Consider the following 13,161-nt stretch of genomic DNA (forward strand, 5'->3'; position numbering starts at 1 on the left):
GACCAGCAAGTTGACGTCGCTGGCAGCTCGGGCGGCGGCCGCCACTGAAGCGGGGTCGGTGATGTCTAGCGGCAGGACCTCCACGCCGGGGAGTGTGATGAGTTCGGGACGGCGGGCGGTGGCGTACACCTTGGCGGCGCCGCGATCGAGCAGTTGCGCGGCGAAGTGGCGGCCGAGGCCGCGGTTGGCCCCGGTGACCAGGGCAATCGCTCCGGAAATGTGCATGGCGGTACGCTAAAAGTTGACATTGATGTCAAAGGCAAAGAATTGTGGCGGTGATCACTTTGCGAATCGGGGAACTGGCCGCTCGTTCAGGTGTGAGCACGCGGTCACTGCGCTATTACGAGCAGCAGCGGCTGCTGCATTCCGAGCGCAGCCGCACGGGTCAGCGTCACTACCCGAAGATGGCCGTTGACCGGGTCAGGCTCATCCAGCTTCTCTTTGCAGCGAACCTGTCCAGCCGGACGATCGCCGAGCTGTTGCCCTGCGCCGGCGCCAAGATCACCCCTGCGGAGGCCGGGGCCCGGTTGGCCGCCGAACGAGAACGGATTGACGCGCAGATCGCCCAACTTGCCACAGCCCGCGCCCAACTTGACGAAGTAATCGCCCTCATCGGAAAGTCAATGGTTGGCTGCGACTACGAAGCCGCCGTCAACGAAGTGGACTGAACCACCGCGAGCGAGGGAACGTGGTCGCAACCGCGCTTTCTTCTCGTGGTGAAGAGCCGGGCCGCGACCCGGGTGGCATGCCGCGTTTCCATTCAAGATCGATATACTCTTCTGCCGCCGACAGGGCGTGCCGACGGACCATGTCGTCAGGGTCAGTGGCCGCTCAAGGGGGCAAGGTCTTCGGCGGCGGCTATCGCGGTGAGCTGCACCGGCGGCGGCCATGGCGGCCGCAGCCCACTTGCTGACCCGGCCGCCGCTGCTCGACGACGCCTTCGCCGAGACGCGCGCGAATTGGGTCTCCACCGCGCGCCCGTCATCGCCGCGAACTCGATCTTCGGGCCGGCGGCACCCGCGGTGTGAGCACACCGAGGCGAAGCGCCTGATCTCCCACGCGATCAAGCCTAGGCCGGACGCTGGCGTCTCGTCCGGCAGATTCTTGGCGTGTGTCGAGTTGGTTGGTGGTCGTTCGTTTGGGAATTGACGGCTCGCGAGCGGGGCGGGCTGCGCAGACCGAGGAGCATTCCATGCGTTCGATCACGGTGACGATGAGTGTCACGCTCGACGGTGTCGTGCAGAGCCCGGGCCGGGCTGACGAGGACACTCGCGGGGGATTCATGCACGGCGGCTGGGGCCAGGGGTACTGGGACGGTGTGATGGCCCGGGAGATGGGTATGGGTATGAGCGCGCCGGGTGACATGCTGCTGGGCCGCCGCACCTGGCAGGATTTCGTCACGGCTTGGGGACGCGCGAGTGATGGCAACCCGTTCAGCACGCACATGAACGCGGCGACCAAGTATGTCGTGTCCAGGAGTCTGGTGGACGTCGATGCGTGGCAGAACTCGGTGTTGTTGCGTGGGGACGCGGTCGAGACGGTGACCGAGCTCAAGGTTGAGTCGGACAGGGATCTGTCGATCATCGGGAGTGCATCGCTGGTGCGCACCTTGCACGCCGCCGGGCTGGTCGACCAGTACACGCTGGTGATCCACCCGATGACCTTGGGCAGCGGCAGTCGGCTGTTCGAAGGCCCGGCGCCGCGGACCGGGTTTCAGCTCACGCGTAGCGTTACGACCACCACCGGCGTGATCATCGCCCGCTACGCCCGCATGTGAGGGCGCCGTACCTGCTTCGGCAGTCGCCCACCGACGCCCGCAAGATCAGGTACGTAAGTAGCCGCCATCCGTGCGGTGCTGGCGGCAAGATCAGGTGCACGCTCTTGCCTTGAGTTGCGCGTGCGCGGTTGCGCAGCGGTCAACTGTTCGGCCAGGTTCGACAACGACTTCGTCGTCCACCGTAACGGCGACATCGGATCATCCTGCTCGTCCGGTTCGACAACGCCAACAGCGTTGGCACCAGCGCCGGATCCATCCTTCACTCCAACGCGGCCGGACGTCGACCTGGTCGTGCGCGACGACGGCCGTGGAGGAGAGCAGCTCAGCGGCGGGGCCGGGTAGCTCCAACCCGTGTGGGCGGCCTGGTGCGGTTGCTCGGCGAGTGCCGTTTCGGTGGAGGCGGTAACGGTGCCGGCGCGGCCGGGGTTATCTCGATCCATGGCCGGGCGGACAGGTCGAGTAGTCCGCAGTCGCCGTAGTCGGTGACCCGCCGGAAAGAGGTGCCGCAGCGGGAGCAGTGTCCGTACTCGACCGTGATGCCGCTGGGGTGGGTGCTGGTCCGCTCACCGCGGACCGGCCCGTCGCACCAACCACGTGTGCTGCGATGTTTCATCGTTGTCGAGGGTAGGTGTCCTCGAACAAGATCGCATCGTAGATGTCGCACCGCCCCCATGGCGTGCAGATGCCGGGTCACGGTTGCCCAGTCCGGCTTGGTCAGCGCCGAGCCCCATGCGGATCACGCCCCGCACCCACCGGTGACCGCTCGTTGGCGACGCCGAGCTGCAACGCGCCGACGATGTCTGGTCCTGGTACTCCTGCTTGGAGTCGGGGGAGGCTGGCGATCGGTACCGACGCACTGGCTTGGGAGCCGGGAAGGTTCGGCAAAGCCTCGGAGAAGGCAGACCGGTCGGTGACCCTGTATGGCTGTCTTGGGTGGCTGTGCTTGAGGGCGTCGCTGTTCGGCGATAGGGGTACTGGCGGTCACAACCGAGGCCTGCGGTTGCTGGTGTGTGTCGATTCAGCTCAGCAGATCGGGGTGGTGTTCCGGGAAACTCGACGGGGTCGACTACTCCATCGACCTATCGGGCAGGAACGCGAGCAAGCTCCGTACCCTGTTGTCCGCCTACCAGGATGCCGGTACTCGTCTTGGCCGGGCGGGGGCGCCCACACCGGGACGGCGGGCAACGGCCGACCGGCGCCGCGCCGGTGGCCGGGAGGAGAACAAAGCCATCCGGAAGTGGGCTGCCACACAGGGTAAAGAACTGTCGGACCGAGGCCGGATTCCCGCGGCCATCGTGGACGAATATTACGCTTCCGCCAGATAGTGGCTCAGCTGGAGTGTGAGGTCTGGTCGCCTAGCGACAGCCGTGCAGCTTGTACGGCGGTGACCACGACTGAGTGCCAGGAGGCTGAGCCGCCGCCACACCGCTCGGCCCGTCAAGTGGCGCCAGGGACCGCACAAGTCCGGTTCCTTACCTTGCGAGGACCGGTGTGGCCTAGATCGGTCGGGTGATCCTCTCGCCGGCGGCGGTCGCGACGATCCGTGACGAAGCTGCACAGGCGGTCGACGGTGGATGCCGGCGGGGTCCCCGCCCGCCGACTCGGCGAAATCGCGACTGCTCGTCGTCTTCGCAGCCGTCGGGGTAGGCGGACACCGCGAACGACGGGTGGGAGCCGCGCCCGGTAGCGGCACCATGATGCCAGCCACCTCACCACCCACGCGAACCACGCAGCATCAGCGTCTTCGCGGTAGAACTGCCAGGCTCCGGACGGATACGATCTTGCCAGCCGGGTAGTCGACATCGCAAAACACGGCCACGCCACCATCAAACAGCCGACTGTCGATGACAGCGCGCGGGCTTGACCTGCCTCCGCCGGCCAGAACAGGACCGCTACCGGCCCTGACCTCAACGTCGCCACGCTGGCCGCAGCCAGCTCGCGCCCATTCGGTCGAAGACGTTGTACCCAGCAGGACTCGCCGGCCCGATCGACCGCAACCGAGCAGCATCCCCGGTGCCAGGACCCTCGCCGAGACCGGCCTCTCCGTCCCAGACCTTACCGATGGCGGCTTCCGGTCATGATGCAGCAGGCCGACAGTCCGGACCCGAAGGCACGCCGTCGTGGACGGCCGCCTACCGCAACCTACTCCTGGCCCCTGGCCCGCCCGGCTCGTTGAGCTTCCGGGACCGCGCGTGGGGGTTGACCGTGTGATGACATCTGGGGCTGCATCGTATCGATCAATCTCGGCCATGCCGTCGCCGACTACATCGCCCAACACCACTTCCAGCCGCGCAGGTGACAACACCCGCACCAGATAGCGCAGAACGTGTCCACGCTCAACCGCCACACCCCACCATCCATCCATCCAAATCCAAGGCCAGTCCCGACGCGGTGCTGATGGGTGATCGGGGGTCGGCGGGCACGGCCGGGTCGGCCTCGAACGGGCAGTGTGCTGCCTCGATGGCCCGCCTTGGTCGGGCGGTCATGGGCTGGCCCGCCGGATGATGCGACCGCCGGTCCACGCGGCGGTCAACATCACTCGCGTGCCACGGCCCATGATCTTTACCGGGCGCGAGCGTAGCGGAAAGCTTCCACGTCCGAGTCGAGATGCTCATGCCTGGGCGCAACATTCGATCATAGTCGATGAGAGTGCGTCGGGAGCTTGGTACAAATCGTGCCGCCGCCTAGCTCAGGCATGGCGCGGCTGATAATACTGGCGAACCCCGGCCCGCGGGTCCCACCCGGCGGTGGCCAGCTCTCCGGCCAGCAGCTGAGTGCCAAGTATGAAGCCCAGGGCAAGCCGGTTGCGGTCGGCGCCGCCCCTGCTGGTGTTCGCGGTGGTACAGCGGGTCTGACACGCTATGTTGACGCGCCGGCGGCCGGCCTGCCCCGGGCACGGGCTCACTTCTGCGTCATGGCCGCCCGGTGCTCCTCGCTCAGCTGGATGATCTGGACATAGTTGCCGTCCGGGTCGATCGCGGTCGCGAAGAGGCTGCCGTCACGGTCTTCGATCTCGGCCAGCCAGGCCCCGCCCAGCTCGTCGACGCGCGTCACAGCCGCTCGCGCGTCCGGCACCTCGAAGTTGAGGATCACCCGGCCGGGTTCGGGGTTCTTGTCGCCCACGTCGGCGCGGCTGTCGATCATCAAATTGAACGCGTCGAACCGAAGCACCCGGTACTGGTCCATCTCGGTGCTCTCCTGCGGCTCCAGCGCGGCGACGTACCAGGACCGCAGCCGATCTGGGTCCGCGCTGGCCAGCAGCATGCTGTTCAGGCTGGTGCCCGTCATGGTTCCTCCTCATCGTATGGGTGTCACTAGTACAGACGAGCCAGCGAGGCGAAAGTCATCGCCTGGAACGAGCAGGTTGTCGGTTCGGCACGGGGCGGTCCCTACGCCGAGCGAGTCCGACGTGGATAGGCACGGCTTCGCGGCTCGTGCGAATGATAGGTGCGAATGATAGGTGCGGGTGGTGGGTCTGCACCGGAGTCGCCGTAGTCACTTTCCGCCGACCGGCGCCGGGGGGGCGGAACCACCGGAATGACGCCAAACCCGGGCCGCGGCTGGCCAAATCGGTGGCTCGCCGCAGAGGCTGACCCGCGTCTCAACCGGTAACCCCACCCGCACGGGTACGCTTCTGCCATGCTCTCGGGAAAGGAGAAGTCGATGGAGCAGCCGACCGCCAACCTCATCGCGCTGAACCCACAACCGCTGCCGCCCGACGCCACGATCAACCTCGTGGCGCTGAACCCACAACCGCTGCCGCCCGATGCGACGATCGAGATCCTGACGCTCAACCCCCAGCCGCTGCCTCCAGAACTGACGATCAATCTCGTCGCACTCAATCCGCAGCCGCTCCCACCGGGAGCGCGCATCAGACTGGTGGCCCTGAACCCACAACCGCTGCCGCCCAAGGCCACGATCAACTTTGTCACTATCAGCCCGCAGCCGATACCAGCGAGCGGCCTTCTCGACTTTATGGCAATCGAGACCCGAACCTACTGAACACGCACCGTCTCTCTCTCGCAATGGCGATGATGGCGGCGCCGCTGGCGTCGCAGGAGTTGTCCGAGATTAAGGCGGATGGGACAAGGTCCGTAGCCAGGCCGATTGCAAAGTCGGTTGATCTATAACGCATCCCAGCACACCGGGAGCACGGACGCCGGCTCCGAAGCCAACCGGGTCGTCAAAGCCATCGCCCGCGCCGCCTACGGGTTCCGCAGCCTGGTCAGCCAGCGCCCAGCGCCTATGAACCCGAACCGTCATGACCAGGAAGGCCCGTGGGGCACCCTCAACCCCGTTGCTGACACGGCGTGGAGCCCATCCGGTAGGGCCGCGGTGGTCCGCGGTCCGGACTACGGTCGGGCGCATGATTCCCGACATCCACATCGTGTTCGACTGCGCCGATCCGGACCGGCTGGCTCGTTTCTGGATGGTGGCGCTACCTGGCTACGACTTCCCGCACGGCCCACCGGACGGCTTCACCACCTGGCAGGAGTGGGCCGACGCGAACCAGATCCCCGAGCAGCAGCGCAACGCCGGCCGCACCCTGGTTGACAAGCAGGGCCACCGTCCCGACATCTTCTTCCTACGCGTTCCAGAGGGGAAACCTGACCCCACCGAGCGGGTCTAGTCGGTTCGCGTAGCGCTTGGCCCCTGCACTTGGGCCTGCCGTGCACGACCTCGCGAACTTCGGCCCGGACATAGTCGTGAAGTCTTGAGCCGGATGCTACGCCTTTCCAGCCATCGTGCCGCAGATTCCCGTACGCAGGCTCGACTCCACCAGGTGCAGGGTGGTCGGGTCCAGGCTCCAGGCCGCCGCGACCTGCATGACGGTCTGTTCGCTGACGTCCTGGCACTTCCGTGCCCGATCTCCTCCAAGAACACGCTCGGTCCCTGCGCATCACGAGTGCAGTCAGGAGCATCATGGCCCCACGGGAGTCGTCCTGCTTATCTAGGGTGACCTGGTGGCTTCGAAACCCGTGACAACCGTCCTGTTCGACTTCGCTTGGACCCTGTTCGCCAGAGACCCTAACCGCTGGGTCGGCAGCGCCGCGGCATTGATCGGCCGGGAGGTGGCCGCCGGTGACGCTCAGCGCATCGCCGCGGATTTCGCTGAGTTGTTGCGGACAACGGCCACGGACCCTGCTCATATTGCCCGCGACTTGGACCCGCAGGTGTGGGACCGGGCGATTCTGGCTGTCCTGCGGCAGATCCGTGGGGTGGACCTGCCGTTTGCGCGAGCCCTGCACCAAACGCACGCCGAAGCACTCGAGCCGTACGCGGACACGTCATCCACTCTCGCCGCCCTGAGCGCCCGCGGTATTCGCCTTGGCGTGGTGAGCAACATTGGCTGGGATATTCGCAAATGCTTTGCCCGGCACGGGCTTGACCGCTACATCGATGCATTCGTACTTTCCTACGAGGTCGGCTTCGTCAAACCCGATGTACAGATCTGGCGCACCGCACTCGATGCCCTGGAGGCACAGCCAGATCGGACGCTGATGGTCGGCGACCATCCCAGCGGCGACGGCGGTTCCGTGGCCGCCGGCATACCGGCCCTGGTGCTACCGATGACGAGTTCGCCGGCCCAGCTTCGCGGATTCGATCACGTGCTGACGTTGGCCGGAATTTGAAACTGGTTCGGTTCTTGGTTTGTCAAGGTTGCCCTATGCACTTCGCAATAGATGTCTGATTCTTCCTATATGACCCCGAACCGAAGACCACAAAGAACCGGGTCCACCTCGATGTGAAGGCCGGCGGCGCGGTGCCCGATGCAGAGCGCCGGGTCCGGATCGAGGCAGTCGGGGACCAGCTCGTAGCTGCTGGCGGGTCGATCTACCGCCGCGTCGACAACGACGAAGGATTCTGGCTGATCATGCAGGACCCGGAAGGCAACGAGTTTTGCGTCAACTGATCGAACCGGTGCCCCTCACACCCGGGCCGACAAGCTCATGGGCTGCGAGAACCCCTTCCCCACCAAGCTCGTGGAGCCTCTATAAGCACCTGGTACGCAGGTCGTGTCTAGGTCGACCTGCCGAAGGAGATCACGTTGCTCGCGTCCTTCGAAGTTTCCCCCCGGGACCGCGACCACGAAACGGCTCTGCGCCGGGGCAGAGGCGGGGTGAGGTCAGTCCCGCCTTCAAGGCGTTCGTCGAGGGGTGGCTGAAGCGGTACCTGTATGACCCCCCGAAGGGCTCCGAGCGCGCGAGCGCGGTTGCCACTGCGCTCGATCTGCCGATCGAGACCGGCGGGACGGTGAGTGCCTTCGGCTACGTCATCGACTACCTCGACAGGGGCGACGAGGAGTTGCTCGACGTCGTGCACCAGACGATCCTCGTGCTCAACGACGGGACCGTCGTTTTCCGGCCGCCGCCGCCGCACGAGGAGGTCGAGCGCCAGCTCGCCTACGCCCGCTCGATCTGGATGGCAACGGAGCGTGGTCTGGTGAGGCGAGCTGAGCCAACGGCCCACGAGTCATACGTCCTCGCGTCGTCTCCGTCCGATGTGGCCAGCGTGGAGCTGGCGAAGGCATGGGACAAGGCGTACGACCGCGATGGTGACCCGTCCGATGCTTGGGACCATGCGATCAAGGCGGTGGAGGCGATCCTGCTGCCGATCGTCGTGCCGAAGCAGGACCAGGCGAAGATCGGCCAAGTCGTCGGTGAGCTTGGTAGCAAAGGGGACAAATGGGATGTCGGCTTGCTGTTCAACCAGACCGACCCTGCGAAGACACCGCCTTTCCGGCCGGTGGAGGCACTAGTCGGGATGCTTCGCCTCGTCTACCCCAACCCTGACCGACACGCCGCAAGGACCGCCGCGAGCCCACGGCGGAGGAGGGCCGGATCGTCGTGCAGGTGGCGACAACGATCGTTCAATGGGCGCGTGAGGACCTGATCGTGAGGAGGTGAATGAATCGTTACTGGATCCGGCAGCGGCAGGGCGGACAGGTTAACGGCGTCACCTTCGAATCGAGGTGTTCGCCTTATTCACGGTGGCTGGTCTGGTCTGCGTCAAGCCCGGACAACGCACACGCTGCTCCACCCGATGACCGTGTCTATCCGCCGCCGTAGTCTCGCCCGGGACGCCTAACTCCGCGGACCGTCGCGCCCACGGCGGTGGCCGGGACGTTGCCGGTGCTGCCCGCTTGGCGTGCCGTACGAGAGCACCGGCCTGTTCGGCTCGTACGTATCGCGTTGCGCCACCTGCGCGAGGTTGACGCCGACCTGCGGCGCTGAGCCGCCGGTAACCCGGGGTTTGCCGGCCGTTCTAGGTTCGATGACGATGGATCGGGTACGGCAGTTCCACGGTGACCGGCTGCGCGGCTGGGAGGTGCCGGCGGACCTGCGCCGGCTCGTGGAGCTCAGTCGAGGCGCCGCCAGTCCGGCCAGGCGGGCCGTTCTGCTGACGTGAGCGCGTCCAGCATCACGTGCTCCATCTGGTCTGGTGTCAGCTCTGCGTGCCCGTCGCCGCCCGGCGGGTAGGCGCTCCAGCTGCGGTCTTCGACGTCGGACATCACCACGGCGACCGGGTTGCGGCGGTCGGTGACCGCCGCGATGACGCCCCACGGCCGGCGGATGTGCACCTGGTGGTCCAGGTCGGGGTCGAGTTGGCGTAGCCACCGCTGTACCGTCTGCGCGTCGGTCAGCGGCACCCGCTCGGTGTGCACCCGAAACAGGCCCGCGCCGGTGAGCCGCTCCGCTACGTCCTGAGGCGGTTTACGCCGGCGCAGCCAGTCCCGCAGCCATCCCATGCCACTTCCTCGATCAGGGGTCGAGCCAGTGATGCCCCGGATCGGGGGGACGGCAAACGCCGGGCTACGCCGCTCTCCGGACAGGCGGCGACGAATGCCGCAGCTCCGGTCGTGGCCGGCGGGCAGTCGGCGGTGGGTCCTGTGTACGTCCTGCGCCGCGTCGGTTAGGCGGACAATGGCGGAATGCCAGCGTCCCGCCACGGGGAATCCGGCGTGCGACGCTGCTGCTGCTCGAGGCCGAGGATGTCCGGCACGGCCTCGTCGCCGGGATCACCGAAAGTCTGGCCGACCGCCCGGAGCTGGCCCGGTCGATCCAGTCCGCGCTGGACGACCGCGGCGTCCGCGCCGAGATCCGCGCCGTGCTCGAATCCGCACCCGTACGCGCGGTGATCTGGCAGGCGACGGAGAACCAGTTCCAGGGCCGGCGTTGGGCGCTCATCCGACACGCCGTGGTTCTGCTCGTGCGGCATCGGCACGCCCCGGCGCCTGGCGTGGGGCTTGAAGCGGCACGGGGTCCTGCGGGAGCTGCGGCGTCAACCCGACCGGAAGGGTCTGGTCGCCTGAGCGGGCCGCGGGCCGCTTGCCATGCTGCGTTCGTCGTCCTCCTGCCGATCCTGCTGCTGCGGCTCGACGGGCACGCGGCTGCGCTCCCGCTAGGCCCAGTGGTGCTAATCGAGCGCTTCGCCCGTCCGCCGCGCGACGCTGCCAGCCACGCCGAAACGCACGGAGCGAGGACGCTCAACTGCCGATGAGCGCGCGTTGCTAGGCAGTGGCCAGGGCGCGGCCCGGTGTCGTCGGACTTCGTCGACGTAGCCCGTCTTGCATACACTCCGTCCGTGACGGAGAAGCTTCCGACCTTCCCGTGGAACGACGGTGAGGGCGAAGAAGGCTGGTTCGAGGGAATCGATCTTTCCTTCGATACGTGGAAGCACGACGAGCACATGCCGTTCGACGACGCGGAGATGGTGTGGCAGGAACTCCTCGACCGGCTGGAGGAGGAAGACGTCAACTTGACCCCTGAGCAACGGCGAACCGTGCGCCCCATCTTCGACAGGCTCTGGGCAAACTATAAGGTCTTGTAGGACGGACGAAGCCCATGGATCTGACCCTCGGCCTTGCCGAGCACCCCGGGCGTCCTTCGAGATCATCGTCAGGCCAATCCGCCTCCATCGCTGACACCGGGAAACGCCCGGATCTGCCGCATCCGGGTGGTTCCTCGTAAGTCGTCAGGCAATGCTGGTGATCGCTCTTGCTCGGCCGGCCCGCCGCTCAACCGCCAGTGCGGCGCCCGGCAGTCGTCGGCGAGGAATCGGTGGGGCTGCCCGGATCAGTCTTGGTATGGCAGTGGAACGGGTGTCGCTTGCCGGCCACATCGCGATGGTCGTGGCGATGGTGGCGGGGCGGGGTTGTCGCGGGTTGGTTGCAGTCGGGCCTGTTCACGGTGGTCGCGTTCTGGTTCGCGCTGCGAGTGGTGGCGGTGCGGGCTGGCAGGCGCACCACGCGGCGCTCGCGGCGGCGATGGCGTGGATGACGGCGGTGCCCGGCCACCATGGGCATGGCACTGGTGGTGCGGCGGCGTTCGTGGCCGGGTACGCCGCGGCAGCGTCGCTGGTGTGGCTGGTGGTCGCGGTGCGGTGGGGCCGGCCGGCGGCGCTGGCGCACGCCGCGATGGCTGCTGCGATGACGGTGATGTCGGCGGATCAGCCTAGCGGGTATGCGCCATTCTCCGGCCCTCAATGGGAGCCGTTGGCCGAGCATTAACTAATCCCCAGTTCAAGGCCTCTGACGTCGGCGCCAGCTTGCTTAAATCCTTTTGTGCGGTATTGCCCCTCCTGCACGTCTGACTCTGAGACCACTTCCTCGCCCACGGGCGCGCAACGTGGCAAGGTGGGCAGCAACGGGGGCATGGAGTCGAGTGTGATCAATGGCCCAAGTCGTCGGCGCGTACGCGCGTGCTGGGCTCGGCCTTTGCAGCCCCAGCTTCACGCAGCGGCCGATACCGTTGACCGTTGTCACCGGCCATTGCTTGCACCGGGAAGCACGGCTGGCGCGGCGTGTTCCTGATAGAGCTGACGAATGTTGAAGGGGTCGACTGGTTGAGTATGCCTTTGTAGCTGTGCCAGAGTGTCCCTTCGATCAGGATTGCGGCGCGTTTGGCGCGGGTCAGGCCGACGTAGAAGCTGGATCGGGCTTGTTCGTAGTCGCTGTCTTTGGTGAGGATCCAGTCGTTGTTTGTTCGGTTCCAGCGTTTGCGCGGGATGAGGCCGTCGATGAGGCCTGGGAGGATGACGTAGTCCATTCCCGCCTTTTGGCGGCGTGGTAGGTCGTGAGGGTGATCTTGCCGGTACGGAGGGCGCCGGCGATGTCGCCGATGGTCAATGTGTGGTGCTCAGCCGCCTGCTTCAAATCTTCGATGGCGTTGCGGTCACGCCGCTGCGGACTCTGCCGGCCGAGCTGGGTTAGACCGAGGGCTTCGTCGAGGCCGTGGAGCCAGCTGGATAGGTCCGCTTCGGGTGGCGTGGCGCGTAGTCCGCGGGCGAGTAGTTGGGCGGTCGGTCGGCGCTGCGGCACGGGAAGTTCGAAGTTGCCGTTGGCGGTGGCCGCGGTCGCGGTCCGCTGGTCGACCACTGGACCCGGGAGAGCCCGCTCAGGGCTCACCTGGTGCCCGACTGCAACCACTACACGATCCTGACCGACCCGGCTGCCGCCGGTCACATCGCCCGGGCGCTGACGTCGTCTCCTTAGCCGGGGAGACAGCTCAGCGCCGACCTGCGGAACTCGTCGACCATGGTGTTTTCCTCGACGGGGCGGGTCAACATCACGGCCTGGCACGGCGGGAGGTCGTCGATCGGGATCGAGGTCAGGTCGGGGCGGAGGAGGCCGCTCTGGTCGCTGCGCGGATGCATGATCACGGCCTTGCCGCACGCGACCACCTCGAACTTGTCCTGCACGGTGTGCACGGCCGGGCCCACCGGGCGCCGGCCGCCGTCCGGACGCTCCGGCCACCAGAAGGCCCGCCACTCCGCAGACGCGCCGGGCATCGGGAACTCCACCAGCGGTTCGTCGGCGAAGTCGGCCAAGGTAACGGACGTGCGCCCGGCCAGCCGGTGCGTGGTGGGAACCACGAGCAGCCGGGGGTCCTCGTACAGCACCGTCACGCGGTAACCCTCCATCGGGAACACGAACGGCTGCCAGGCGATCACCACGTCGACCCGGTGCTCTGCGAGGCACCGGGTGTCCTCCCACGTCAGGTAGCGGGTGTGGATCTCCGCGTCGGGGTGGCGCTCGCGCAGGTCGCGCACCGCCGGGGTGATCGGCAGGCCGGGCATGTAGCCGATGGTGATCGTTCCCGACGTCGCGGCGGCCCGGACGTTCGTGACGGCGTGGCGGGCGGCCCCGAGCAGCTCGTTCGCCTGCACGAGGAAGGCGCGGCCGGCCGGCGTGAGCTGGCTGCCGTGTGCGGTGCGGTCGAACAGCCGCACACCGAGCTGCTCCTCGAGCCGCTGGATCTGACGACTCAGCGACGGTTGCGCGACGCGCAGCTCGGCGGCGGCCCGGCCGATGTGCTGATGAACGGCCACGACCGTGAAGTACCGCACCAGTCGGAGGTCGAGGTCCGCCATGCACACATGAT

At 66.9% G+C, this 13,161-nt stretch carries 15 protein-coding genes and 2 pseudogenes; 10 read left to right on the forward strand and 7 right to left on the reverse strand.

All coding sequences use genetic code 11. The annotated features are described in order from the left end of the window. A partial coding sequence (locus AC5L36_RS13710; RefSeq protein ID WP_441224288.1) for an SDR family NAD(P)-dependent oxidoreductase occupies positions 1–225 on the reverse strand: 225 nt, incomplete at its 3' end. 59 nt (positions 226–284) lie between these two features. On the opposite strand from AC5L36_RS13710, the gene AC5L36_RS13715 reads away from it, so the two are divergent. Both AC5L36_RS13715 and AC5L36_RS13720 read left to right on the forward strand, forming a co-directional pair. Then, positions 285–668, forward strand: a complete 384-nt coding sequence (locus AC5L36_RS13715; RefSeq protein WP_441224358.1) for a MerR family transcriptional regulator — start codon at positions 285–287, stop codon at positions 666–668. Positions 669–1,192: 524 nt separating this feature from the next. Further along, on the forward strand, positions 1,193–1,777 hold the full coding sequence (locus tag AC5L36_RS13720) for a dihydrofolate reductase family protein (protein ID WP_441224289.1): 585 nt from the start codon (positions 1,193–1,195) through the stop codon (positions 1,775–1,777). A 137-nt stretch (positions 1,778–1,914) separates the two neighbouring features. Here AC5L36_RS13720 and AC5L36_RS13725 read toward each other — a convergent pair. Then, positions 1,915–2,030 (reverse strand): annotated as a pseudogene (locus tag AC5L36_RS13725) (ISAzo13-like element transposase-related protein); the annotation flags it as partial. A gap of 757 nt (positions 2,031–2,787) precedes the next feature. Between AC5L36_RS13725 and AC5L36_RS13730 the strand changes: the two are divergent. Beyond that, entirely contained in the window at positions 2,788–3,102 is a 315-nt protein-coding gene (locus AC5L36_RS13730; protein WP_441224290.1) for a histone-like nucleoid-structuring protein Lsr2, read from the forward strand. A 1,576-nt stretch (positions 3,103–4,678) separates the two neighbouring features. Here the strand turns inward: AC5L36_RS13730 and AC5L36_RS13735 are convergent. Further along, positions 4,679–5,065, reverse strand: coding sequence for a VOC family protein (locus tag AC5L36_RS13735; protein WP_441224291.1), 387 nt, complete (start codon positions 5,063–5,065; stop codon positions 4,679–4,681). A 375-nt stretch (positions 5,066–5,440) separates the two neighbouring features. Between AC5L36_RS13735 and AC5L36_RS13740 the strand changes: the two genes are divergently transcribed. The 5 genes and pseudogenes from AC5L36_RS13740 (at position 5,441) to AC5L36_RS13760 (ending at position 8,671) form a co-directional block, all read left to right on the forward strand. Beyond that, positions 5,441–5,779, forward strand: coding sequence for a hypothetical protein (locus AC5L36_RS13740; protein WP_441224292.1), 339 nt, complete (start codon positions 5,441–5,443; stop codon positions 5,777–5,779). Positions 5,780–6,143: 364 nt separating this feature from the next. Next, on the forward strand, positions 6,144–6,407 hold the full coding sequence (locus AC5L36_RS13745; protein WP_441224293.1) for a VOC family protein: 264 nt from the start codon (positions 6,144–6,146) through the stop codon (positions 6,405–6,407). Between the two features lie 334 nt (positions 6,408–6,741). After that, positions 6,742–7,410: an HAD family hydrolase gene (locus AC5L36_RS13750; RefSeq protein ID WP_441224294.1), complete on the forward strand. Its 669-nt coding sequence runs from the start codon at positions 6,742–6,744 to the stop codon at positions 7,408–7,410. Positions 7,411–7,502: 92 nt separating this feature from the next. After that, positions 7,503–7,691, forward strand: a pseudogene (locus tag AC5L36_RS13755) (VOC family protein); the annotation flags it as partial. Positions 7,692–8,032: 341 nt separating this feature from the next. Continuing rightward, complete coding sequence (locus tag AC5L36_RS13760) at positions 8,033–8,671, forward strand: hypothetical protein (RefSeq protein ID WP_441224295.1); 639 nt, start codon at positions 8,033–8,035, stop codon at positions 8,669–8,671. A gap of 466 nt (positions 8,672–9,137) precedes the next feature. Here the strand turns inward: AC5L36_RS13760 and AC5L36_RS13765 are convergent, their stop codons facing one another. Both AC5L36_RS13765 and AC5L36_RS13770 read right to left on the reverse strand, forming a co-directional pair. Beyond that, positions 9,138–9,527: a hypothetical protein gene (locus AC5L36_RS13765; RefSeq protein WP_441224296.1), complete on the reverse strand. Its 390-nt coding sequence runs from the start codon at positions 9,525–9,527 to the stop codon at positions 9,138–9,140. A 164-nt stretch (positions 9,528–9,691) separates the two neighbouring features. Further along, on the reverse strand, positions 9,692–9,997 hold the full coding sequence (locus AC5L36_RS13770; RefSeq protein WP_441224297.1) for a hypothetical protein: 306 nt from the start codon (positions 9,995–9,997) through the stop codon (positions 9,692–9,694). Positions 9,998–10,363: 366 nt separating this feature from the next. On the opposite strand from AC5L36_RS13770, the gene AC5L36_RS13775 reads away from it, so the two are divergent. Further along, positions 10,364–10,609, forward strand: coding sequence for a hypothetical protein (locus AC5L36_RS13775; protein ID WP_441224298.1), 246 nt, complete (start codon positions 10,364–10,366; stop codon positions 10,607–10,609). Positions 10,610–10,865: 256 nt separating this feature from the next. Next, positions 10,866–11,288, forward strand: coding sequence for a hypothetical protein (locus AC5L36_RS13780; RefSeq protein ID WP_441224299.1), 423 nt, complete (start codon positions 10,866–10,868; stop codon positions 11,286–11,288). A 160-nt stretch (positions 11,289–11,448) separates the two neighbouring features. Here AC5L36_RS13780 and AC5L36_RS13785 read toward each other — a convergent pair whose 3' ends face one another. Together AC5L36_RS13785 and AC5L36_RS13790 are read right to left on the reverse strand one after the other, a co-directional pair. Next, on the reverse strand, positions 11,449–11,826 hold the full coding sequence (locus AC5L36_RS13785) for a hypothetical protein (RefSeq protein WP_441224300.1): 378 nt from the start codon (positions 11,824–11,826) through the stop codon (positions 11,449–11,451). Between the two features lie 442 nt (positions 11,827–12,268). Beyond that, positions 12,269–13,150: a LysR family transcriptional regulator gene (locus AC5L36_RS13790; RefSeq protein ID WP_441224301.1), complete on the reverse strand. Its 882-nt coding sequence runs from the start codon at positions 13,148–13,150 to the stop codon at positions 12,269–12,271. Between the last annotated feature and the right edge of the window lie 11 nt (positions 13,151–13,161).

Source organism: Phytohabitans sp. LZ39 (assembly GCF_059359075.1).

Coding starts and splice junctions, on each gene's coding strand:
- AC5L36_RS13720 (WP_441224289.1), top strand. CDS start 1,193: ATGCGTTCGATCACGGTGACGATGAGTGTCACGCTCGACGGTGTCGTG.
- AC5L36_RS13735 (WP_441224291.1), bottom strand. CDS start 5,065: ATGACGGGCACCAGCCTGAACAGCATGCTGCTGGCCAGCGCGGACCCA.
- AC5L36_RS13740 (WP_441224292.1), top strand. CDS start 5,441: ATGGAGCAGCCGACCGCCAACCTCATCGCGCTGAACCCACAACCGCTG.
- AC5L36_RS13745 (WP_441224293.1), top strand. CDS start 6,144: ATGATTCCCGACATCCACATCGTGTTCGACTGCGCCGATCCGGACCGG.
- AC5L36_RS13765 (WP_441224296.1), bottom strand. CDS start 9,527: ATGGGATGGCTGCGGGACTGGCTGCGCCGGCGTAAACCGCCTCAGGAC.
- AC5L36_RS13770 (WP_441224297.1), bottom strand. CDS start 9,997: ATGCCGCACGAGCAGAACCACGGCGTGTCGGATGAGCGCCCAACGCCG.
- AC5L36_RS13780 (WP_441224299.1), top strand. CDS start 10,866: ATGGCAGTGGAACGGGTGTCGCTTGCCGGCCACATCGCGATGGTCGTG.
- AC5L36_RS13785 (WP_441224300.1), bottom strand. CDS start 11,826: ATGGACTACGTCATCCTCCCAGGCCTCATCGACGGCCTCATCCCGCGC.
- AC5L36_RS13790 (WP_441224301.1), bottom strand. CDS start 13,150: ATGGCGGACCTCGACCTCCGACTGGTGCGGTACTTCACGGTCGTGGCC.